This window comes from Streptomyces sp. NPDC041200, from assembly GCF_055591805.1.
In genome coordinates, this window is the sequence record NZ_JBVIZF010000005.1 from 281,090 (window position 1) to 301,075 (window position 19,986).

The 19,986-nt window shown below is 66.4% G+C and carries 19 protein-coding genes and 3 pseudogenes; 11 read left to right on the forward strand and 11 right to left on the reverse strand.

Going from position 1 to position 19,986, the window contains the following annotated elements:
- Positions 1 to 55 precede the first annotated feature (55 nt).
- Positions 56 to 2,266 carry an ATP-binding SpoIIE family protein phosphatase gene (locus ACZ6CL_RS16505; protein ID WP_468936603.1) on the reverse strand — a complete coding sequence of 737 codons (2,211 nt, stop codon included), beginning with the start codon at positions 2,264 to 2,266 and terminating at the stop codon, positions 56 to 58.
- 243 nt (positions 2,267 to 2,509) lie between these two features.
- Here ACZ6CL_RS16505 and ACZ6CL_RS16510 point away from each other — a divergent pair, with 243 nt between their 5' ends.
- The gene (locus ACZ6CL_RS16510; protein ID WP_468936605.1) at positions 2,510 to 2,632 is read left to right on the forward strand and encodes a hypothetical protein; all 123 of its coding nucleotides are present in this window, start codon (positions 2,510 to 2,512) and stop codon (positions 2,630 to 2,632) included.
- A 196-nt stretch (positions 2,633 to 2,828) separates the two neighbouring features.
- Here ACZ6CL_RS16510 and ACZ6CL_RS16515 read toward each other — a convergent pair whose 3' ends face one another.
- The 6 genes and pseudogenes from ACZ6CL_RS16515 to ACZ6CL_RS16540 form a co-directional block, all read right to left on the reverse strand.
- Positions 2,829 to 4,436, reverse strand: coding sequence for a GMC family oxidoreductase (locus ACZ6CL_RS16515; protein ID WP_468936607.1), 1,608 nt, complete (start codon positions 4,434 to 4,436; stop codon positions 2,829 to 2,831).
- Positions 4,437 to 5,300: 864 nt separating this feature from the next.
- Positions 5,301 to 5,963 (reverse strand): annotated as a pseudogene (locus ACZ6CL_RS16520) (integrase core domain-containing protein); the annotation flags it as partial.
- A gap of 112 nt (positions 5,964 to 6,075) precedes the next feature.
- Positions 6,076 to 6,429, reverse strand: a complete 354-nt coding sequence (locus ACZ6CL_RS16525) for a hypothetical protein (RefSeq protein WP_468936610.1) — start codon at positions 6,427 to 6,429, stop codon at positions 6,076 to 6,078.
- Positions 6,426 to 6,695 carry a hypothetical protein gene (locus ACZ6CL_RS16530; RefSeq protein WP_468936613.1) on the reverse strand — a complete coding sequence of 90 codons (270 nt, stop codon included), beginning with the start codon at positions 6,693 to 6,695 and terminating at the stop codon, positions 6,426 to 6,428. The genes ACZ6CL_RS16525 and ACZ6CL_RS16530 overlap by 4 nt, the downstream gene beginning before the upstream one ends.
- 196 nt (positions 6,696 to 6,891) lie before the next feature.
- Entirely contained in the window at positions 6,892 to 7,632 is a 741-nt protein-coding gene (locus ACZ6CL_RS16535) for a tyrosine-type recombinase/integrase (protein ID WP_468936615.1), read from the reverse strand.
- 30 nt (positions 7,633 to 7,662) lie between these two features.
- Positions 7,663 to 8,758: pseudogene (locus ACZ6CL_RS16540) on the reverse strand (integrase core domain-containing protein).
- A gap of 231 nt (positions 8,759 to 8,989) precedes the next feature.
- On the opposite strand from ACZ6CL_RS16540, the gene ACZ6CL_RS16545 reads away from it, so the two are divergent.
- The 4 genes from ACZ6CL_RS16545 to ACZ6CL_RS16560 all read left to right on the forward strand — a co-directional run bounded on the left by ACZ6CL_RS16545 (position 8,990) and on the right by ACZ6CL_RS16560 (position 10,871).
- The gene (locus tag ACZ6CL_RS16545; protein WP_468936825.1) at positions 8,990 to 9,295 is read left to right on the forward strand and encodes a transposase family protein; all 306 of its coding nucleotides are present in this window, start codon (positions 8,990 to 8,992) and stop codon (positions 9,293 to 9,295) included.
- A gap of 44 nt (positions 9,296 to 9,339) precedes the next feature.
- A complete protein-coding gene (locus ACZ6CL_RS16550) occupies positions 9,340 to 9,555 on the forward strand; it encodes a hypothetical protein (protein WP_468936618.1) in 216 nt (71 codons plus the stop codon).
- Positions 9,552 to 9,866: a hypothetical protein gene (locus ACZ6CL_RS16555; protein WP_468936620.1), complete on the forward strand. Its 315-nt coding sequence runs from the start codon at positions 9,552 to 9,554 to the stop codon at positions 9,864 to 9,866. The genes ACZ6CL_RS16550 and ACZ6CL_RS16555 overlap by 4 nt, the downstream gene beginning before the upstream one ends.
- Positions 9,867 to 10,403: 537 nt before the next feature.
- Entirely contained in the window at positions 10,404 to 10,871 is a 468-nt protein-coding gene (locus tag ACZ6CL_RS16560) for a MarR family winged helix-turn-helix transcriptional regulator (protein ID WP_468936622.1), read from the forward strand.
- Positions 10,872 to 10,938: 67 nt separating this feature from the next.
- Here the strand turns inward: ACZ6CL_RS16560 and ACZ6CL_RS16565 are convergent, their stop codons facing one another.
- The gene (locus ACZ6CL_RS16565) at positions 10,939 to 12,312 is read right to left on the reverse strand and encodes an alpha/beta hydrolase family protein (protein ID WP_468936625.1); all 1,374 of its coding nucleotides are present in this window, start codon (positions 12,310 to 12,312) and stop codon (positions 10,939 to 10,941) included.
- Positions 12,313 to 12,394: 82 nt separating this feature from the next.
- Here ACZ6CL_RS16565 and ACZ6CL_RS16570 point away from each other — a divergent pair, with 82 nt between their 5' ends.
- Positions 12,395 to 12,718: a hypothetical protein gene (locus ACZ6CL_RS16570; RefSeq protein WP_468936627.1), complete on the forward strand. Its 324-nt coding sequence runs from the start codon at positions 12,395 to 12,397 to the stop codon at positions 12,716 to 12,718.
- An 18-nt stretch (positions 12,719 to 12,736) separates the two neighbouring features.
- Here ACZ6CL_RS16570 and ACZ6CL_RS16575 read toward each other — a convergent pair.
- From ACZ6CL_RS16575 to ACZ6CL_RS16585, 3 genes and pseudogenes are all read right to left on the reverse strand, one after another.
- Positions 12,737 to 12,982 (reverse strand): annotated as a pseudogene (locus ACZ6CL_RS16575) (integrase core domain-containing protein); the annotation flags it as partial.
- A gap of 50 nt (positions 12,983 to 13,032) precedes the next feature.
- Complete coding sequence (locus tag ACZ6CL_RS16580; protein WP_468936629.1) at positions 13,033 to 14,121, reverse strand: integrase core domain-containing protein; 1,089 nt, start codon at positions 14,119 to 14,121, stop codon at positions 13,033 to 13,035.
- 137 nt (positions 14,122 to 14,258) lie between these two features.
- Positions 14,259 to 15,305, reverse strand: a complete 1,047-nt coding sequence (locus ACZ6CL_RS16585; RefSeq protein ID WP_468936631.1) for an AraC family transcriptional regulator — start codon at positions 15,303 to 15,305, stop codon at positions 14,259 to 14,261.
- Between the two features lie 100 nt (positions 15,306 to 15,405).
- Between ACZ6CL_RS16585 and ACZ6CL_RS16590 the strand changes: the two genes are divergently transcribed.
- The 5 genes from ACZ6CL_RS16590 (at position 15,406) to ACZ6CL_RS16610 (ending at position 19,932) form a co-directional block, all read left to right on the forward strand.
- Positions 15,406 to 16,359 (forward strand): AraC family transcriptional regulator, encoded by a 954-nt coding sequence (locus tag ACZ6CL_RS16590; RefSeq protein WP_468936634.1) that lies wholly within the window; start codon positions 15,406 to 15,408, stop codon positions 16,357 to 16,359.
- A gap of 173 nt (positions 16,360 to 16,532) precedes the next feature.
- Entirely contained in the window at positions 16,533 to 17,438 is a 906-nt protein-coding gene (locus tag ACZ6CL_RS16595; protein ID WP_468936636.1) for an alpha/beta hydrolase, read from the forward strand.
- A gap of 68 nt (positions 17,439 to 17,506) precedes the next feature.
- Complete coding sequence (locus ACZ6CL_RS16600) at positions 17,507 to 17,947, forward strand: tautomerase family protein (protein WP_468936639.1); 441 nt, start codon at positions 17,507 to 17,509, stop codon at positions 17,945 to 17,947.
- Between the two features lie 533 nt (positions 17,948 to 18,480).
- The gene (locus ACZ6CL_RS16605; RefSeq protein WP_274245463.1) at positions 18,481 to 18,873 is read left to right on the forward strand and encodes a hypothetical protein; all 393 of its coding nucleotides are present in this window, start codon (positions 18,481 to 18,483) and stop codon (positions 18,871 to 18,873) included.
- Positions 18,874 to 19,047: 174 nt separating this feature from the next.
- A complete protein-coding gene (locus ACZ6CL_RS16610) occupies positions 19,048 to 19,932 on the forward strand; it encodes an MBL fold metallo-hydrolase (RefSeq protein ID WP_468936643.1) in 885 nt (294 codons plus the stop codon).
- Positions 19,933 to 19,986: the final 54 nt, after the last annotated feature.

Below are 19,986 nucleotides of genomic sequence, written 5' to 3' on the forward strand. Positions count from 1 at the left end.
AGCGATGAACAGGAATCGCCCAGCTCAGCGGCCTGATCGGAATATTGACAAACCTTCAGGGCGATGCTGCCACCAGGTGCGAGGGCAGCGCCTGCTCCGTCCAGATGCACTTGCCCGTCGGTGTGAAACGGGTGCCCCACCGTTGGGACAGCGCCGCGACCAGCTGCAGCCCGCGGCCGCTCTCGTCGGTGTCGGCGGCGCGGCGTATGCGAGGGGTGGTGAGGCTGCCGTCCGAGACCTCGCAGATCAGTGCCCGGCCGTGCAGCAAACGCAGCTGTATGGGCCCCTTGGCATGTCGGACGACATTGCCGACCAGCTCACTGACCAGGAGTTCTGTCGTCATCGAGAGCTCATCGAGATGCCACGCGGACAGCTGTTCCGTGACCAGGTGGCGGGCTTCACCGGCGGCGATGGGGCCGTCCGGGAGTGTCCAGGAGACGACCCTTCCGGGGGCCAGTGACCGCGTACGGGCGATCAGCAGAGCGGTGTCGTCCTGGGTCTCGGTCTGCTCCGGCAGGAGCGCGCTGATGACGGCATCGCACAGGGGGCCAGGATCTTGGAGGGCCGTGGTGCCGGATCCGGCAGTCTGCCCGGGCGGGCCCGAGGCGGGAACGGCGTGGGTGAGAGTCCGGGCGAGGGAGGCCATGCCGTCGTCCATGGTGACGGTGGAGGATTCGACCAGGCCGTCCGTGTAGAGCACAAGGAGGCTGCCCTCGGGAACGTGGACCTCATGGGTCTCGAAGGGCGGGATGGCGGCGCCGAGCGGTGGGTCGGCGACGTCGTGCGGGAAGTGGACCGCGCCGTCGGGGCGGACGATGGCGAGCGGTGGGTGTCCGGCGCTGGCGACGGTGCAGATGTTGGTGGTGGGGTCGTAGATCGTGTACGAGCAGGTGGCGTAGAAATCGTCTCCGAGGCCTCCGACGAGGTCATTGAGGTGGGTGAGGAGTTCGCCGGGCGGGAGGTCGAGGTCCGCGAGGGTGTGGACGGCCGTACGCAGCTGGCCCATCGTGGCGGCCTCGGACAGTCCATGGCCCATGACGTCGCCGATGACGAGAGCCACCCGCTCCCCGGACAGCGGGATGATGTCGTACCAGTCCCCACCGACCTGTATGCCGCCACTGGCGGGTAGGTAGCGGGCGGCGGCCGTGACGGCCATCAAGGAAGGCAGGGTACGGGGCAGAAGACCGCGCTGCAGTTCTTGGGCGCGAGTGTGCTCGGCGTCGTAGAGGCGAGCCCTCTCCAGTGCCTGGGCGACCAGCCCGCTGAGAGCGATGAGCAGGGAACGGTCCTCCTCCGAGAAGTGGCGGGGTCGGCTGAAGGCCACCACGCAGTAGCCGATCTGCTGGTCGGAGGCGATCAGCGGGAGAAATGCCCAGGCGTTCATCCCGCTTTGGTGAAGGTAGTCGACAGCGTCAGGGTGTTGTTCGGCGTACTCCTGCGGAGTGGACAGGAAGCTTGGGGAGCGGGTGGTGAGCACACGGACGATGGCGGACATTTCCGAGAAGGGAATCTTCTGGACGATCTTGAGGAACTCCTCCGGATACCCGGAAGAGCCGACCATGCGCACGCGCCCGTTCTCGATCAGCTGGCAGATCAGGCCGGTTGCGCCGAAAGGGGGAAGCATGCGGTTGGCGACGGCCTTCACGACGTCCTGGACGGTCAGTGCCTTGGCGAGCGCCGACGTGAGCTCCCCCATGAGGGTGACGCGCTCGGCCGCGGTGCGCTCGGCCGCAGTGCGCTCGGCTTCCTGCGTCCGGCGTTCGGTGATGTCGGAGATGTGGATGACCAGGCCGTCGGGAATAGGGTCGAGTCGTACGTGATACCACTCTGTTCTCCCGGGCCACTGGGTGTCGAAGCCGACCGGTGTGCGGGTGGCCGCCACCTGCCCGTGGCAGGCGGCCATCCCGGTCTCACGGATCACCGGGTGGTCCCATAGCACTGTTCCCAGCTCCCCTGTCGCGGAAGAACCGAGTAGATGCAGGACCGCCACGTTGGCGAACGTGATCCGTGAGTGACGGTCGAGCAGGAGAAGACCGTCGTTCATCCGCCACATGGCCTTGCCGATGGTGTCACCGCAGGGGGGCTCGCCTTCGTGTCCGGCGTCCGTGGCGGTGGCCGGGGCGGGCTGTCCGCGCTCAGCGATCCACCCGGCGACCGTCCGAAGGAAGTGGCGCTGAGCGTCGCTGAGGTCACCATCTGTGTCCGTCAGGACGGACAGCGAGCCCACCGGTTGTCGTTCGGGTGTGACCACCGGTACGGAGGTCACACCGCTTCCACGAGGGATGGCACCGACGCCGGAGGCGCCGGGGGAGGGATGGCCGGACGACGGTGAGGACATCTGGTGCAGGGCGACGGGCGGAGGGGGTGTCCGGGCATGGATTCCGTACTGCAGGCAGGCCACGGGAGCCGCGCTGTCATCTTCCGTGAGCGTCTCCCACCCCATGGTCAGGGAGCTGGGGAGCCCGATGCTGGCTACCAGACGGAGGCAGCCGTAGTTCGGATCACGCAGATGGATCATGCCCCCCAGGGCGCCGAGTTCGGCGACCACGTGGGCGAGGGCGAGTGGCAGTGGCTCGATGCCGCTTCGGTCGTCGACCGCGCAGTCCAGCAGCCGAAGCCGTGTCCGCGCTGATCGAGTGATCCCGGTGTTCGCGGTTTTTGGGTGCTGTTCATGGACACCCATGGAGCTACCTGCCGTCTCCCGAAATGGCGCCCTACGGACCGCAGAACACCGACCGTCTCCTCTTAGCCGAATATAGCCGGTGTCTCGGAGCATGTGTCGACCGGCGAAATGCGCAGGATCGGTTTCGGGACCCGATAGTGGAAAGTCACCTCAAACCGTGGCGGGTCTTGATCAGCTCCGCTGCCCGTTCGGCGATGACTACGCATGGTGCCATGGTGTTGCCACTCGTGATGCTCGGCATGACCGAGCCGTCCGCGATGCGCAGGCCGTCAATGCCGTAGACGCGCAGGGAGCTGTCGACGACAGACATCTCGTCGCGCCCCATCTTCGCGGTGCAGGTTTCGTGGAAGTACGAGCCGGCCGCGTTGCGGACGAAATTCCTGAGGTCGTTGCCGCTGAGCGGGCCGGGCATGACCTCGCGTTTGGCAAGCGGTTTCACCACTGACGAGTTCCCGATTTCCCGGCACAGTGCCACGCAGTACTCGAGAGCCTTCAGGTCCTCCTCGGCACTCAGGAAATTGGCGTTGATCACCGGGGCCGCCAGAGGGTCCGCGTCGGCCAGCCGTACTGATCCACGGCTGACGGGCCGGGCGAGCCCGGGGGCCAGTGTCCAGGCGGAGTCGACTCCGACGGGAACGTCGTACTGGGTGGCCGTCACCTCGCTGGCGCACGGGAATTCGTCCAGCGTCGGCATGAGGTCGGGACCGGGCAGTGACGGGTCGCTCTTGGCGAAGAAGGCGAACTCGGCGGCGTTGCTCCGCGGGGCTTCGGGGACCCGGTACTCCCAGATACAGCCGCCGAGCAAGATGTGGTCCTGGAGGTTCTTCCCGACGCCGGGCAGATGCACGACGCGGGGTATGCCGAGGGCTGAGACTTCGGCCAGGTCACCGATGCCGGAGAGCATCAGCAGCTTCGGTGTGTTGATCGCGCCGAGAGAGACGATCACCTCCTCACCCGCGGAGACGCTGTGAAGGCGGCCCCGCTGGACGAACTCCACGCTGGTCACCCGGTTTCCGGACAGCCCGAGCCGCGTCACCTCGGCACACAGCACGATGTCGAGGTTGGGGCGTCCCATGGCCGGATGAAGGTAGGTCGCGGCCATCGAGACCCGGGCGTTGCCCTGATCGACCAGGAGATTGGGAAAGCCGCAGCCGCCGTCGGATTCCATGGGGTCACCGTTGATGTCGGCGACGGCCGGGATGCCGAGCGCGGACGCCGCCTCGACCAGCTTCGGCGCGAGCGGAACCGGGTCCTCGGGGAGGGCGATCCGCAGAGGGCCGCCAGTACCACGCCGGGGATCGGCAGAGCCGGTCCAGTCCTCGATACGGCGGTAGATGTCGAGGACGGACGCATAGGACCAGCCGGGATCGCCACTGTCCTCGGCCCAGGAGTCGAAGTCGTTGCGGTGGCCATGCGCCCAGACGGAAGCGTTGATACTGGAACCGCCGCCCAGCACCTTGCCCATCGGCAGCCGAGGCGTACGACCGTTGAGATGGGGGGAAGCCTGGGCGCGGTAACCCCACTCGCGTTCGCTGCCGATGTTGGAGAGCCAGAGGGTGGAGTCGATGACGGAGGGCACCCGGTCGCTGCCGCCTGCCTCCAACAGCAGGACCTTCACCGTGGGGTCATCGGCCAGCCGTCGGGCGACGACAGACCCCGAGGTGCCCCCGCCGCAGATGATGAAGTCGTACGAGGGACGCAGTACGGTGGTGACGACTTCCCGGTCCACCGTGACGGGACGAATGTGTGCCACGGGTATCGACCGTCCTTTCCACAAAGGGAAGGTCGTCGTTGCATCCCGCAGGGTAATCCACTGCCATGCCGTGTGGCTGATGATCTTCGATGGAGAGATGCAGCGCCCGATCAGCCGAGGCTGTGGACGACTGCCCACAGCCGGTTGGTCTTCATATCCTATGCCACCGCCCCCGCTTCGGCAGCGCCTGCCACTTGCCGTCGAGCAACGCGTGTACGGCTGCGCGGGCGGCGGCCTCAGCCTGTGCGGAGGGAATCTCGTACCGAGCGGCGTGGCGGACTTGCTCCTCGATGTAGCTGGGTGGCGCGATGGCCCTGGCCGACGAGCGGAGCAGTTTCCCCACCCGCTCAGCACGGGGTACTGACCGGCTTGTCCTCACCGGAAGCCGTACAGATTCGCGGCGACACGGGCACGGCGGCTGGCTATTGGGCTTACTGCCGGTGACTGTCACGTCCGTTCGGTACTCCCTCGCGGATGTCGGTACTTCCCTCGCGGATGGAGGTATACCGCTCCGTGCTGGATCGTACTGGCGGCTGCAGCGTGGCACGAAGCACTGCGGAGAGTCCGCGCTCTGGGTCAAGGGGTCGCAGGTTCAAATCCTGTCGTCCCGACCAGCGTTTTCGCAGGTCGGAGGCCGTTTTTCCAGAGATGGAGAGGCGGCCTTCTTCGTGTTTTGCGGCGTGGTGGTCGCATGGTGTTCGCACGCACGCCTTGGGGTTTGGAGGTGCCGGGTGAACTGGCGGCCGGGGCGGCCGAGTAGGGCAACGTGAGGCGTGCCCGGGGCCTGTTCGGGTGGTCGCGGTGTGGTCGCAGCCAGGCGGGCCAGCGGGGGTGTGCCCTTGCCGGGAACCTCATCCGTGCAGGTCACGCCGCATGTTGGTATGCGTGGAGGGTGCCGCCGAGGCGATCGCGTCGGCGTATGTCGAGGCGGGCTATTGTGTCGGGATCGTTGATCGGTGGGGGCAAGGGGTGGAGCGGTCTGGCGTTTGCGATGCCCTGGTGTGGGCGGTGTGTGTTGTAGAACTGCTCGAACTCGCGCAGGGTGTTGAGGAGATGTCGCTGGTTCCAGATCAATGTCCGGTCCAGGAGCTCGCGGCGACAGGTCTGTATCCAGCGCTCCGTGATCGAGTTCATTCGTGGCATCTGGATGCCGCTGAGGACGACGTCGATTCCTGCGTCCTTGAGGACGGCATCGAAGAGGTCGGGGAACTTGCCGTCCCGGTCCCGGCTCGTGAACCGTGCGCGGCAGCGGAGGTCTTCGAGGTCCATGACGAGGTTCTTCGCCGCTTGCGCTACCCAGGATGCGCTCGGGTGCGCGGTGGCGCCCAGGACGCGGATCCGGCGACTGCCGTGTTCGATCGCCACGAGCACGTATATCTGTATCCCCGACAGGGTGACTGTTTCCATGAAGTCACAGGCCAGCAGGGCATCAGCCTGGTTGCGAAGGAAGTTGGCCCAGGTACTGGAGTTCCGCTCGGGCGCCGGGTCGATGCCTGCGTCCTTCAAGATCTCCCAGACAGTGGAGGCGCCCTGCCCTTGCCGAAAACCTCATCCGCGCAGGTCAGGCAGCTTCGGCAGGAGTGGCGAGTCGCCCACGGGGGACCCGCGGCTGAATGCTCAGCTGTGAACTGAGGTTCTCTCAGGCGCTGGTGTTGTTGAGGTCCTGGATGCGGGCTTGTATCAGGGGGAGGATCTCGGCGGTGGCTCGTTCGACGGAGGCGGCGAGTACTTCTGCGTTGAGCTTGCGGTGCGGTAGGTGAGCGAGTTTGTCGCGCAGTGCGATGGGGCCGCTGTATGCCTGTGTGACAAGGCCGTGAGATGCCTGTTTCAGCATTTCGCCGAAGGTGAGCATGCAATAGGCCAGGGCGAGGAGGCTCTGGTCGCCTGGCTTCGGTGTTCCGTTGCGGATGATTGAGCGGGCCTGGTCGAGCGCTGCCGTTGCGTCGGTCAGGCGTAGCAGTTCCTGGCGCTCTCGATCGGTGCGTGTGGTCACGCTGCCCCGCGCAGATCGTTCAGAGGTTCGGTTTCGTCGATGTCCACGCCGGGGCCTCGGGGGACGACTTGCACGAGGGCGCCGAGGATGGTGGACAGGTCTGTTTCGAAGCTTGTGATGTCGAAATAGGAGCGGTTGGCGTCCAGGGTTGCCACGAGTTCCCCCGGTTCGGTGCTGAGCGCGAAGGAGTGCAAGCCGTGCTGACGCCCGAGCTGGTGGATGGTCGCGGCATTGGCGCGGAGCTTCGCGGCAGTGGCTGGCCTCATAGCTCATCCTCCTTCGTGATCTCGGGTACCAGGGTCGGCAGTGGCCAGAATATAGGAGTGTGCTGGCGGTATGGGAGTTCTCTGGGGGTGGTGACTGACGACGTCGCGCTCCTGCTTGGTACGGCCGTTTACGGCCCCCGACGGACTGCTGCAGAGTGGTACGGATCGTCGCGGAGAGTTGCCACGCGGCTGGGGGTCAAGGGGTCGCAGGTTCAAATCCTGTCGTCCCGACCAGCGTTTTCGCAGGTCGGAGGCCGTTTTTCCAGAGATGGGAAGGCGGCCTTCTTCGTGTTGTGCGGCGTGGTGGTCGCATGGTGGTCGCACGCACGCCTTGAGGCGTGGAGGCGCTCGGTGAACTGGCGGTCGGGGCGGCGAAGTAGGGCAGCGTGAGACGCGCCCGGGGCCTGTTCGGGTGGTCGCGGCGTGGTCGCAGCCAGGCTGGCCAGTGCGGATGGCAATCGGCGGCCGGGTCGGCTTGGGCGAGTGCGGTGTCGATGGCGTCCACGGCGTCGTGGGCGGCTTGCTGGGTGAGGTGGCTGTAGAGGTTCGCGGTGGTGGAGAGCGTGCAGTGCCGCAGGGTTTTGGAGACGACGGTGAGGGGAGTGCCCGCGGTGATGGAGAGGGTGGCGGCGAGGTGTCGCAGGTCGTGCAGGGTGATGCGGGGGACCCCTGCTTCCTTGGCGCGTCGGCGGAAGCGGTCCAGGACGGTCTGAGGCCGTAGCGGGCGGCCGTCGGGCCGGCAGAAGACCAGTCCGGTGAACGGGTCGTCGGAGCGGTCAGCCAATGCTGACTGCGGGGCTTCGGCTGCACGGCGTGTGAGAGCGGCTGCCACGCGCGGGGAGATGGCGACCCAGTTCTTGCTGCTGCGGGTCTTGGGTGAGGTGATGACCAGGCGGGCGTTGTTGATGGCCGAGAGGGTGTAACGGACGTAGAGCACTGCCCTTGCCGAAAACCTCATCCGTGCAGGTCACGCCGCATTCCGGTACTCGTGGAGGATGCCGCCGAGGCGATCGCGTCGGTGTATGTCGAGGCGGGCTAACGCGTCGGGATCGTCGATCGGCGGGGCAGGGGGCGCAGCGGTCTGGCGTTGGCGATTCCTTGGTGTGGTCGGTGTCCGTTGTAGAACTCCTCGAACTCGCGCAGGGTGTGGAGGAGATGTTGCTGGTTCCAGATCAAGGTCCGGTCCAGGAGTTCGCGGCGGCAGGTCTGTATCCACCTTTCGATGATCGAGTTCATTCTTGGGATCTGGATGCCGCTGAGGACGACGTCGATCCCTGCGTCCTTGAGGATGGCGTCGAAGAGGGTGGGGAACTTCCCGTCCCGGTCCCGGATCATGAATCGTGCCCGGCAGCGGAGGTCTTCGAGGTCCATGGCGAGGTTCTTCGCCGCTTGCGCTACCCAGCTTGCGGTCGGATGTGCGGTGGTGCCCAGGACGCGGATCCGGCGGCTGCCGTGTTCGATCGCCACGAGCACGTACATCCGAACCCCGACAGGGTGACTGTCTCCATGAAGTCGCAGGCCAGCAGCGCATCAGCCTGGGAGCGAAGGAAGTCGGCCCAGGTATTGGAGTTCCGCTCGGGCGCCGGGTTGATGCCGGCCTCCTTCAAGATCTCCCAGACGGTAGACGCGCCAACCTTCAACCCCAGCACGAGCAGCTCGCCGTGCAGGCGCCTGTACCCCCAGCTCGGGTTCTCCTTCGCCAGGCGCAGCACCAGCATGCGGATCGAGCGCACGGTACGCGGTCTTCCCGGGCGTTTGGGCCGGCAAGAGGCGGCATGGCGGCGTGCGACGAGGTCACGGTGCCAACGCAGCACCGTGTCGGGGCGTACGAGCAGCCGTAACCGTCGCAGGACGGGCAGCGGCAGCCGGTGCAACAGCGCCGCCAGGAACGCCCGATCGCTCGGCCTGAACTGGACCCGTTTCTTGCCAAGTTGACGTTCCAACAGGGTGATCTGGTGGCGAAGGGCAAGGATCTCAGCGTCCTTGCCCCGGTCGGTCATCGGCAGCAGGCGAAGCATCGCGAACGCGTTCGCCACGCCGAGGTAAGCCAGTCGCAGCAGCACGGTCGATCATCTTGCCGCGGGGAGCGCCAGCCTCGCGAGAGCGCCTATTCTGGTGACTTCGCCGGTCGCCTCCGGTACCCCGCGCGCACCGCCCCCACCAGGGCGGATGACATTCTCGGCAAGCACAATGTTCGAGCGGTGCCGACCGGTGGCCACGTTGGCCGCGGTCGACGCTGTCTATGCCCGCCGGATCCGGTTGCTGGAAGGCCTCTGAAGTCGTTGATCTCCACCGTGGTCGTCGACCGATTGGTCAGGGTCAGCAGCACACTGCGCATCACTGCCAGGTGCACAACGCTGAGGACTCGGTGTCCCGAGTACGGAACGTCCTCGGGACGGGTGCACAGCCGGTACGTACGAAGACTCGCCGACGCGGCGATCGGCGGGCAGATGACGGCGATTGATCTGGAAGTCCGTCGCTTCTTCTGCGACAACGGCGGCTGCGGCAAGAAGACGTTCGCCGAGCAAGTAGAGGGCTCACCTTCCGCTACGGACGTCGGACCATTTTACTCTAACAAGCCCTGGAACAGGTGCCATTGACGCTGGGAGGGAAGGCCGGCGAACGCCTCGCCACCCGCTTGTCCATGCCGATCAGCGGCTCCACGCTCCTGCGTCTGATCCGGCGTCTGCAACTGCCCCCGGTCCCCGAGGTGGAGGTCCTGGGCGTCAACGATTTCGCATTCAGGCGGGGCCGTCGATTCGGCACGATCCTGATCGACATGGTCACCCGCCGTCCGGTGGACGTCCTGCCCGACCACACCGCGGACACCTTCGCCGACTGGCTGCAGGGCCGTTCGTGAGCAAGCGCATCATCCATCAGCGCGTTGATCTCGTTTTCACACCAGGAGATGATCTCCTCAAGCCGGTGCAGGCGCTGGTTGCCTTCGCGGGACGCGTTGGCGTCCATCGGCGAACCGTCCACGGCCACGGCCGAGAGATCAACCAGGCTCCGCTGACCGCACAGCGCCAGCACCTGCACGAACAGCGACTTCAAGGCGTCACGGTGACGTCGGACGAATCGCGCGATGGTGGAGTGATCCACTCGGCGGTTCGCGGTGACGACCCTGCAGCCCACGTCGTCCCAGCAAACCTGCGGCTTGTCGGCGGATAGGCCGCCCCTCTTTGCCCGTCGGCGCGGTAACTGTCCTCGACCGCCGAAAGATCGAGCGCTCCGACGACGTCGAGCACCTTCCAGCACAAGTGCACGGGTGGCAGCCACTCCCGTATGTTCTGCGGCATCTCAAGATCGAGGTCAAGGTCGCACACCAGGAAGTTCCGCCCCACAAACCAAGATGCAAAAGCCGTTTACAACTGTTGGAACCGAACAAGGAATCGCTCTTGACCGCCGTCAGGGTGAGGTTGTGCGACAGCCTCCTGCTCGTCCGGCATCCGCACCGAAACCGTCCAGGTCAGGACCGCCTGCCGGCTGGAAGAACAAGCAGCGGGCCAGGCACCACGACGTCGGCAAGACAGCCAAACGCGCCGAACCGATCGAGGAGCCTCGAACTCAGCGAGGATAGGCGCCAAGCCAAGCGCCTGTCTCCTTGAGGTGAAGACTGGCCGCAGTTGTTCCGGGGTGGACCTGACCGGCGGTTACGAACGTCGTCGTACTTCGACGGCGGATTCTCCCTCGGGGAAGATGGGACGCATGAACAGGTCTGCCGTGTCCGATGAGGTCCGCGGCCCCGCGGGGCCGACCATGCTGTATCTGGTCAAGCAGTTGGAACTGGCCGTACGAGCGCGGCTGGACGAGGTGCTGCGGCCGGTGTCGATCACGCCGCCGCAGTACGCGGCCCTGACCGTCCTCGAGCGCCGTTCGGATCTGAGCACCGCGGAACTCGCCCGCAACTCCTTCGTCACCGATCAGAGCGCGGCGGACATGGTCGCCGTGATCGAGGAACGCGGCCTCGTCTCCCGCGTGCCCGACCCGCAGGACCGCCGCCGCCGTGTCCTGCGCCTGACCGACGCGGGGCAGGGGCTGCTCGACCGGGTGCGCGAGCAGGTGGAGGCCGTCGAGGCGGCGATGCTCTCCCCGCTCACTACGGACCAACACACGGATCTGCGCCGCTACGTCACCCTCTGTCGCTCCGCGCTGTCCAGCACGCCGCCGCAGTGACCGCCCCTGGACGGGTGGCGGGCGGGCTGGCGTCCGCCCGCCACCCGCGGCCGGTTCGGAAGGAGTGTCACCGCCCGGGCTCGCCCAGTCCGCCGACCAGACGCGGCGCGGTGAAGCGCACGTAGCGGGCGGCGGTGCTGTCGGCCAGGTGCAGCGAGGCGGCCGCGGCGTTCAGTTTCGCCGGGCTCGCCACGTCGCCCCAACGGCCGGTGTCCAGACGGCGCTCCAGCGCGTGCAGGGCCGCGATGGTCTCGGCCGGCTGGAACGCGCAGTGGCCGGTACCGTTGATGTACGCCTGTCGGAGGAGACTCCCGCTTCCGGCCCGCTTGACCTGCCCGGCGTACCAGTTCTCCTGCTCCACCGGCACCAACTGGTCATGGATGGTGTGGATGTTCAGCTCGGGCACGGCCAGGTGTCCTGTCACCATCGACGTGCGGGCCAGCGTGGCCACCGCCTTCGGTTCGGCGTGGATGTCTGCGTCCCGGGTCAGGGTCGCCAGGTCCGCGCGCAGGTCAAGTCCCGCCGCCCGGTACAGAGCCCGTACCTGATCGGCGTGCGTGCTGCTCGCCAGGGCCGCGGTGAAGTCCACGCCGGCGGTCCAGGAGCTGTTGCCGCCGGCGGCCAACTCGATCTGCGGCCGAGCACCCTCGTAGCGGCTCCAGCCAGGGCCGACGAGGGCCTGCTGCTGCTGAACCTCCTGCGCCTCGTATTCGCGGGGACCGGGAGCGGCTGCGCCGGTGTACCAGGTCGGCATGTTGACGAGGGCGGCGGCAAGAGCGACTCTGGCACGCCCCTGCGCGGTCTTCTGCGCGTCGGTGGTGACCTGGTTGAGAGCAGCGACCGTTGCGCCCGCCTCGTCGGCGTTCTTGAAGTTCACCAGCTTGATCGGCTGCGAGGACAACAGACGCGATGCCGCGTACTCGCCGGCGAGTTGGTAGTTGTTGAGGTTCAGCGCTCCCGCCACCAGGCCGCAGGTGGTCAGCGTGCCGTCGATCCGGCCGTGGCCCTTCTGGGCCTCCAGCGCGCTGACCAGGCCGCCCATCGACTGCCCCCACGCGATCGTGCGACGCGGCTCGCCGACGATCTTCCCGATGGCCTCCAGGGACCCGAACTGGTCGTCCACCGCGGAGGACAGGGCCCACAGCGACGGGCCCGAGTAGGAAGACCCGACCATCGCGTAGCCCGCGGCGAGAAGGTCCTTCTTGGTCGCTGCGTTCGGGGCGTTCTGCGCCACCATCGAGGAGTATCCGTGGCTGTACAGAATCATGGTGCCGTTCCAGTTCGCCGGCACATCGGCCACCCAAGTCGCGCCGTCGGCCAGCGTGCCGCTGAAGCTCTGCGACCCCGTGTCGGCCTGAGCTGGTCCGGCCGGAGACACCAGGCCCCCGACGACAGCCGTGACGAACGCCGCCCTCGCCAAACGCGAACCTAACCGCCGCATGGACAACTCCCTTCCGACGAGCCGCCGGACACGACCCGCGAGCCAATGAGACCGCGGCCACCCTGACACACCAGCAACCGAGATGTACAGGATTCCTGTACATCTTCACGCGCGCAGCAACAACCTTCCGGCACCGCGCCGCGACCCGGTGGGCGACGTCCTCCCGCCTCAGGTGAAGGCGATCATCCCGGGGGTCTCGGAATCCGCGTTCACCCTGGAGCTCCTGCGCAAGGAGTCCTTCTCCCTGGAGGCCACGCTGGTCTGGGGCCTGCTCGTCGCCGAGCAGGAACGGTCGTTCCCGCTGCTGCGCATGGCGCTTCGGACACGCAAGGAACGGCGTGCCTGGCCGACCCTGCCCCTGAACCGGGCCGACTCCGCGGCCATCGGCCGCCCCTGTCCTTGCTGAGAACTTCATCCATGCAGGTCATGCGGCATGTCGGTATTCATGTGGGATGCCGCCGAGGCGATCGTGCCTTCGTATGTTGAGGTCGGCGATTTGGCCCGGATCGGTGATCGGTGCGGGCAGCGGGTGGAGTGGCCGGGCGTTCGCGATGCCCTGGTGGGGCCGATGAGTGTTGTAGAACTGCTCGAACTCCCGGAGTGCATGGAGGAGGTGGCGCTGGTTCCAGATCAATGTCCGGTCCAGGAGCTCGTGTCTGCAGGTCTGCACCCTGTGCCGTTCAGAAACCCTGTGGGTGCCGGAAAGTATGTCCACGCTGGTCAGGCTGCATGTCGGTACTCGTGGAGGGTTCCGCGGAGTCGGTCGCGTCGGCGTACGTCCAGTCGGACGATCCGGTCCGGATCGTTGATCGGCGTGGGCCGTGATCCCAGAGGTGAGCTCTGGCCGAGAGCGCGGTGCGGGCGATGGGTGTTGTAATGAATCTCGAACTCGCGTAGCACGTTGATGAGATGGCGCTGGTTCCAGATCAGCGTCCGGTCGAGGAGTTCGCGTCGGCAGGTCGCTACCCAGCGTTCCATCACCGCGTTCATCCGCGGCATCATTACGCCGGTGAGCACGGTCTGGATCCCCGCGTCGGCGAGGATAGCGTCGAACACCTGCGGGTACTTCCCGTCCCGATCGCGGATCAGGAACCGTGCCCGGCACCTGGCGTCCTCCAGGTCCATGACCACATTGCGCGCCGCCTGGGCAACCCATGCCGCAGTCGGGTGCGCGGTCGCGCCCAGGACCCTGATGCGACGGCTGGCCTGCTCGATCACCGTCAGCACATATAGTCTCGCGCCGGTGAGGGTGACGGTCTCGAAGAAGTCGCACGCCAGCAGGGCATCGGCCTGTGAGCGCAAGAAAGCGGCCCATGTCGCGTCCGTGCGCTGCGGCGCCGGGTCGATTCCTGCGGCGCGCAGGATCTCCCAGACCGTCGAGGCTGCGACCTTGATCCCGAGCCCTGTGAGCTCGCCGTGTATCCGGCGATACCCCCAGGTCGGGTTCTCCTTCGCCAGCCGGATCACGAGTAGCCGGATGGACCGGACCGTTCGCGGCCGACCCGTGCGATTTGGGCGTGAACGCACGGCGTGCCTGCGGCGCAGCAGGTCACGGTGCCAGCGAAGTACGGTGTCCGGCGTCACCAGCAGTCGAAGCCGACGGAGGCGCTGCTTGGGAAGGCGATGGAGCAAGGCAGCGAGGAAAGTGCGGTCCTCGGGCGCGAACCGGGGGCCGAGCTGCCGCTCCAGCACGGCGAGTTGGTGCCGCAGCGCCAGGATCTCCACGTCCTTGTCCCGGTCGCTCAGCGGCAGCAGCCGTAGCGCGGCGAAGGCGTTCGTTACCGTCAGATAGGCCAGGCGCAGTAACACAACTGATCATTATGTCGGTCAACGCCGACGCGCCGGAACACCGCCCACCCGCCATCGGCAAGACAACGTGATCCGTTCTTTCACCTGCGCGGATGGACTTTTCGGCACCCGCACGGCTCGGGGCTCGCGGAGCACGCTCAGTCGATGAGGGCGGACTGACCTTTCGGCTCCTGTCCTTCGCGTCGCAGTCTGGAAGGTGACGTGTCGAACCACCGACGTACCGCACGAGTGAGGCTGGACTGTTCCTGCATCCCCAGGCTGGCCGCGATCTGCGAGAAGGACAGGTCGGTCGTCGTGATCAAGTCCAGGGCCTGACTCCTGCGTACACGATCGACGACGCCGGAGAAGGTCGTGCCCTCCTTGGACAGGGACCGCTGCAGTGAACGCGGGTGGAGACTCAGCAGGCGCGCGACTTTCGACAGGTCCGGACCGCTGGATCCGAGCTGTTCGCTGAGAATCGATGCGACCAGGTCCGACATCGGCAGGTGCTGGTGGCCGAAGTGCGTTTCGAGATGGTCCATCGCGATGTCGTGAAGCAGGTCATCGCCGCCGCTGACCGGTGTCGAGAACAGTTGGCTCGGGATGCGCAGGACCGCGCTCGGACAGTCGAATCTGACCTCGGCCCCGAAGTACTTCCGGTAGGAGCTTTCCTGTGCCAGGCGAGCGTGTGGAAGCAGGACCGAACGAAGTCCGTAGGGTGCGTCGCCGTGGATCAGCGTCAGGACTCGGTGGACGATCCCGATGCCGTAGTCGATCGCCTGTGGTGATGCGTTGATGCCCGTGGTTGTGTAGCGAAGGCCGACCACACCGGGACACCCCAGCGGATCGTCGGTTTCCTCGAGTGAGAGGGCCGGGCTGTAGACGAACAGGTACCGGCTCGCGCACTCGACGGCCTCGCCGATCGTGCGTGAGTTCTCCATGGCGATCGCCAGCGGTCCCAGCACATGCAGATCCTGCTGCGCCGCCATCCTCAACCCGAGGTCCGGAAGCGCGAAGCGGCCGGCCGTTTCCTCGAGAACGCGCTCGGCCAGTCGGAGACTGACGAACGAGTTGCCCTCGGCGATCCTCGCCCCGTCGAAGCCATATGCCGCGAGGAGTTCGGGGCCCGAGCCGCCGATCTCGGTGACGAGCGCGGACAGCCCCTGCAGGGCAGAGCACCGGACAGGAAGATCGGTGTCACGCAAGGACAAATCCTTGTCGCCTCAGGGCAAGTACCGGAATGTTTCGACGAAGCAAACTACGAGTCACGACCGAGAGGACAGCTTCTATCGAGCTGGAGCCGAAGTGACTGTCGCCCCATCCATGCTAGGCCCCGCCGGCCTGCTGACACCCGAAGAGTTGGACGTGCGCTGGAGGCTCGCCGTCCGCGACCGCCTTGCCTCCATGGACCTGCGGCTCACAGGCCCGGGCAAGCGCTTCGGATCTGCTGAGGAGCTGGACCTCGGAGACCTTCGCATCACCGACTGGGTGTGCCCGCAGGTCGAAGGGACCCGAGGCAGAAACACAGTGCGTCAGGACGATGACGCGCTGCTGCTCCTCGCCGCCAACGCCGGCCAACAGATCATTGAGACTTCTGACGAAACCGTCATCCTGCGACCAGGAACGGTTCTCATCATGAGCACCCGCACCACCGGGCGGTTCGTCATCCCGGATCACCTGGCCAAACGAACGGTCCGGGTGCCCATGAGCGCCCTGTCCCCGTTCGACGCGGGGGGCGGTGCACCCGGTTGCCTGCTCCTGGACACGGCTCAGAACCCTTTGGCCAACCTCCTCCACGGCTTCCTCATGAGCATGGACCGTCACATCGGGCAGATGTCCGCGGCGGAGGTCGAGGGAGCGCGCAACGCCCTCCTGGTCCTCATCGCCGGCATGATCCGTGCGAGTCGACCCCACGTCGGCGACGACGAGTTCCTGCAGTTGTTCCGACGGCGGCTGGAAGACTGGATCATCGACCATCTCGCCGGTGGACCGATCAGAGTCGCCGACCTCGCTGCCGCCCACAGCGTTTCTCCGAGGACGGTCCACCGGGCCTTCGCGTCGACTGGGGACACCGTCGGGGCGGTCATCCGCATGCACCGCCTGGCAGCGGCCAGAGGCGACCTGGTGAACACGAACCTCTGCATTGCCGCGATCGCGCACCGGTGGGGCTTCTGCGATGCCAGCCACTTCGGACGGGAGTTCCGTCGAGAGTTCTCGCTGTCGCCCGGCGACTACCGGGAAGCCCACGGATGCGCCTGACCGTCTCCTCGTAGGCCGTGACACATGCGTACCACCCCGCGGCGCGATCGTTCTATGAGCCCTCACAGGCATTCGTGGATTCTGGGCCCGACACCACTACTCGCGAGTGTCGGATCACTCCGAGTGAACCTCCACACGACCGACGGACCATCGCAAGCGAATCGGAAGATCACATGAATCGAGAAGACATCGAGTTCAAGGGCGAGGGCGGCGTCACCCTCCGGGGCTGGTTCTATCCGGCCAGGAACACCAGCACGCCGGCACCGGTCGTGGTACTGGCGCACGGGCTGTCATGCGTCAAGGAGATGCACCTCGACGACTATGCCGTGGTCTTCTCCGAAGCCGGCCTCAACGTGCTTGCCTACGATCACCGGAACTTCGGCGACAGTGAGGGAACTCCCCGCCAGGAGGTCGACCCGGTCCTGCAGTACCGGGATTTCCGGAACGCGATCACCTACGCCACCACCCGCCCCGAGGTGGACGCGTCGAAGATCGGCATCTGGGGCTCCAGCTTCTCCGGTGGACACGTCCTCATGGTCGCGGCGATCGACAAGAGGGTGAAGGCCGTCGTCTCCCAGGTGCCGTTCATCACGGGTCCGCGCACCCTGAGCCGGGCGATCCGGCCGGACTTCATCCCAGTCTTCCGTGCGATCCAGGAGGGCGACCGACTCAACCGGTTCACCGGCGGAGAGCCCGCTGTGGTCCCGGTCGTCGCGGCCGACCCTACGGCGCAGGCCGTGATGCCCGCGGCCGACGCCTACGAGTGGTTCAGCAAGACGTCGGCGAACCGGGCGCCCAACTGGAAGAACGAACTGACGGCTCGAAGCATGGAAATGGTGACCGAGTACGCCCCGGGTACCTTCATCAGCCGCATCGCGCCGACCCCGCTCCTGATGATCGTGGCTGACAACGACAGGGTGGCACCGTTCGAGTTGGCCCTCGACGCGTACGAGGAGGCCCGGGAGCCGAAGCAGATCATCGTCAAGCAGGGCGGCCACTTCGACTTCTACAGCGGCCCCGGCTTCGACGAGCTCTCCGCAGCCGCACGGGACCACTTCGTCAAGCACCTCCGGGGCTGAGCCCCCTCTCCTGAGCCGCATCGACGAGCCGCACCTTCCGTCACCGATCCATCCATCAAGGAGCCGCAATGCCGTATTGGGAGATCTTCACCCCCGAGAGCGCCTTCACCCCGGAGGACAAGGAACAACTGTCCGAGAGGATCACCTCGATATACGTGGACTACGTGAACCTGCCTCGGTTCTACGTGGTCGTCCTGTTCAAGGAAATGCCGGCGAACACCATGTACGTCGGTGGTAAGGCGAACAACAACTTCATACGGATCCGCGTGGACCACATCGCCCGGCAGATGGACACCGCAGAGGTTCGCGCACTGATGATGACGGTGGCCGAGGAGAAGCTCGCGCCCTTCGTCAAGGAGCGCGGCTACGACTGGGAGGTCCACATCGACGAGACCCCCATGGACCTCTGGCGCACGCAGGGTCTCGTGCCTCCGCCGCCGGAGTCGGACATGGAGAAGCTCTGGGCCAAGGAGAACCGGCCCGTCCCCTACGAGCAGCTGGCCGGCTGATCCCCTGACCGAGGTCCCGAGGCACCGTGGGGGTCCTGTCCACCGTGCGGGCCCCGGGACCTCATCCATCTCCGGAGGATCCGTCTGAGGAGCCCATGATGACCACAGCGCGTACCACCCGCGGCGAGGGCACCCGCTACCGCATCGACCGGCCGACCTTCGCGGACATCATGCGCGATCTGCGGATCCCGGGGGCGACCTAGGAGCCGGGGACAGGATTCCCCACATCGACCTGCCGACAACTGACGCAGGCCGCTTCAGCAGCGAAAGTATCGCCGCGGACGGCCGTCCCGTCCTGCTCGTCTTCGGTTCACTGACCTGCCCGGTAACCGAGAGCGCGGGGCGGGGGCTGCTCGACCTGTATCGCACGTACGGTGACGCGATCCGATTCGTGGTGGTGAACGTTCGTGAGGCACACCCTGGCGCCGACACTCCGCAGCCACGCATGATCGACGAGAAGATGCGTAACGCGCGCTCTCAAGGGCCACCACGGCTTCGGCTTCGAGATCGCCGTCGACGGCATCGACGGCACGGTGCACCGCGCGTTCGGCACGCGCCCCAGCTCGGCGTACATCATCGACCCCTCAGGCACCATCGTGTTCCGGGCACATTGGTCGAACAGACTGGAGCCGCTCGAGGAGGCGCTGCGTGCCGTCGTCGCGGGCCGAGCACCCTCGCCTACGAATGTGGGGCAGACGACACGCGCACTGACGCGGATGACGGCGTATGCGGATACCGCGCTCGCCGCTGCCGGTCGCGGGGCCCTGCGCGATTTCTGGCGAGCCGCACCACCGGTCGCAGCGATGATCACGCTGTCCAGACTTTTCCGCTCCCTGCCGAGCGAACGGCGCGTCGCGCCGACCGTCGCGATCACTCTGGCACTCTGCGCTGCCGCTGTCTCCGCGGGGTTGCTTGTCCTGCAGTGAGCCGTATCAACCGCTCCAGCAGCCACGGTGGTGCTTCAGAGCAACGTGGCGCTCGCATACCAGCGCTCGGCGCACTCGTTCTATGAGTCACCGAGCGTGCGTTCATAACCTGACTTCGCCCGCCGACGCGCGCAATGCCGCGTCGGCCGACAACACCGCAACCGGAGGTACCTCGTGACCACTGACACCCACTCCTCGCCGGCCGCACCCATCCGCGCCACGGTCTTCGTCGGTCGCTGGCCGAATGTCCCCGCCGAGGAGTTTCCCGGCGTACCGAACGGCACCTTCTCGCCCACCACGGCCACGCTCGTGAGCGGCGCCACCGAGGTGGTCCTGATCGACGCGCTCTACCTCAAGGACGACGTCCGCGACCTCGGTGACCTGATCGAGCGCACCGGCAAGAAGCTCACGACGATCTACATCACCCACGATCACGCTGATCACTACCTGGGCTTCGGACCGCTCCTGGAGCGGTTCCCGGAGGCGAAGGCCGTGGCGCTGCCCCACGTGGTCGAGTCCATGAAGCAGAGCATGCAGCATCAGATCGAGCAGTGGCGCATGCTGTTCGGCGACACCTGCATCATGGCGGGGCCGCTTCCGGAGCCGCTCGAAGGCGGCACGCTGTACGTCGACGGATCTCCCCTGCACATCATCGAGGTGAAGCAGGCCGACATCCACCCCACCAGCATCGTGCACATCCCCGAGATCGACGTCGTCGTGGCCGGTGACTCCATCTACAACGAGATCCACCCGATGCTCGGCCTGTCGACGCCCGATGAGTGGCAGGACTGGCTCGAGACCGTCGACACCGTGGAGAGCCTCCGCCCGCGCATGATCGTGTCCGGACACCGCAGGCCCGACGGCGACGACTACGCGGTCGAGACCATGATCGCCCAGACCCGCGCCTACATCCAGGACTTCGCGGCTGCCTCCGAGGTCGCGAAGGACGTCGAAGAGCTGGTGGCCACCATGGTGGCGAAGTACCCGCACCACGGCAACGTCTGGACGCTCCAGTTCTCCGCCGGCGAGGCGATCGCGAAGCGCGATGCTGCTGAGTGACCGAGCCTGTCACCCGAAGCCCGCGCTGTTGCCTTCGCGTTGAAACGCGCCACA

Bases quoted from the DNA above. Each gene is read 5' to 3' on its own strand.
- ACZ6CL_RS16510 (WP_468936605.1), top strand. From the start codon at position 2,510: ATGGATCATGCCCCCCAGGGCGCCGAGTTCGGCGACCACGTGGGCGAG.
- ACZ6CL_RS16530 (WP_468936613.1), bottom strand. From the start codon at position 6,695: ATGAGGCCAGCCACTGCCGCGAAGCTCCGCGCCAATGCCGCGACCATC.
- ACZ6CL_RS16550 (WP_468936618.1), top strand. From the start codon at position 9,340: ATGCCGATCAGCGGCTCCACGCTCCTGCGTCTGATCCGGCGTCTGCAA.
- ACZ6CL_RS16560 (WP_468936622.1), top strand. From the start codon at position 10,404: ATGAACAGGTCTGCCGTGTCCGATGAGGTCCGCGGCCCCGCGGGGCCG.
- ACZ6CL_RS16565 (WP_468936625.1), bottom strand. From the start codon at position 12,312: ATGCGGCGGTTAGGTTCGCGTTTGGCGAGGGCGGCGTTCGTCACGGCT.
- ACZ6CL_RS16570 (WP_468936627.1), top strand. From the start codon at position 12,395: ATGTACAGGATTCCTGTACATCTTCACGCGCGCAGCAACAACCTTCCG.
- ACZ6CL_RS16595 (WP_468936636.1), top strand. From the start codon at position 16,533: ATGAATCGAGAAGACATCGAGTTCAAGGGCGAGGGCGGCGTCACCCTC.
- ACZ6CL_RS16600 (WP_468936639.1), top strand. From the start codon at position 17,507: ATGCCGTATTGGGAGATCTTCACCCCCGAGAGCGCCTTCACCCCGGAG.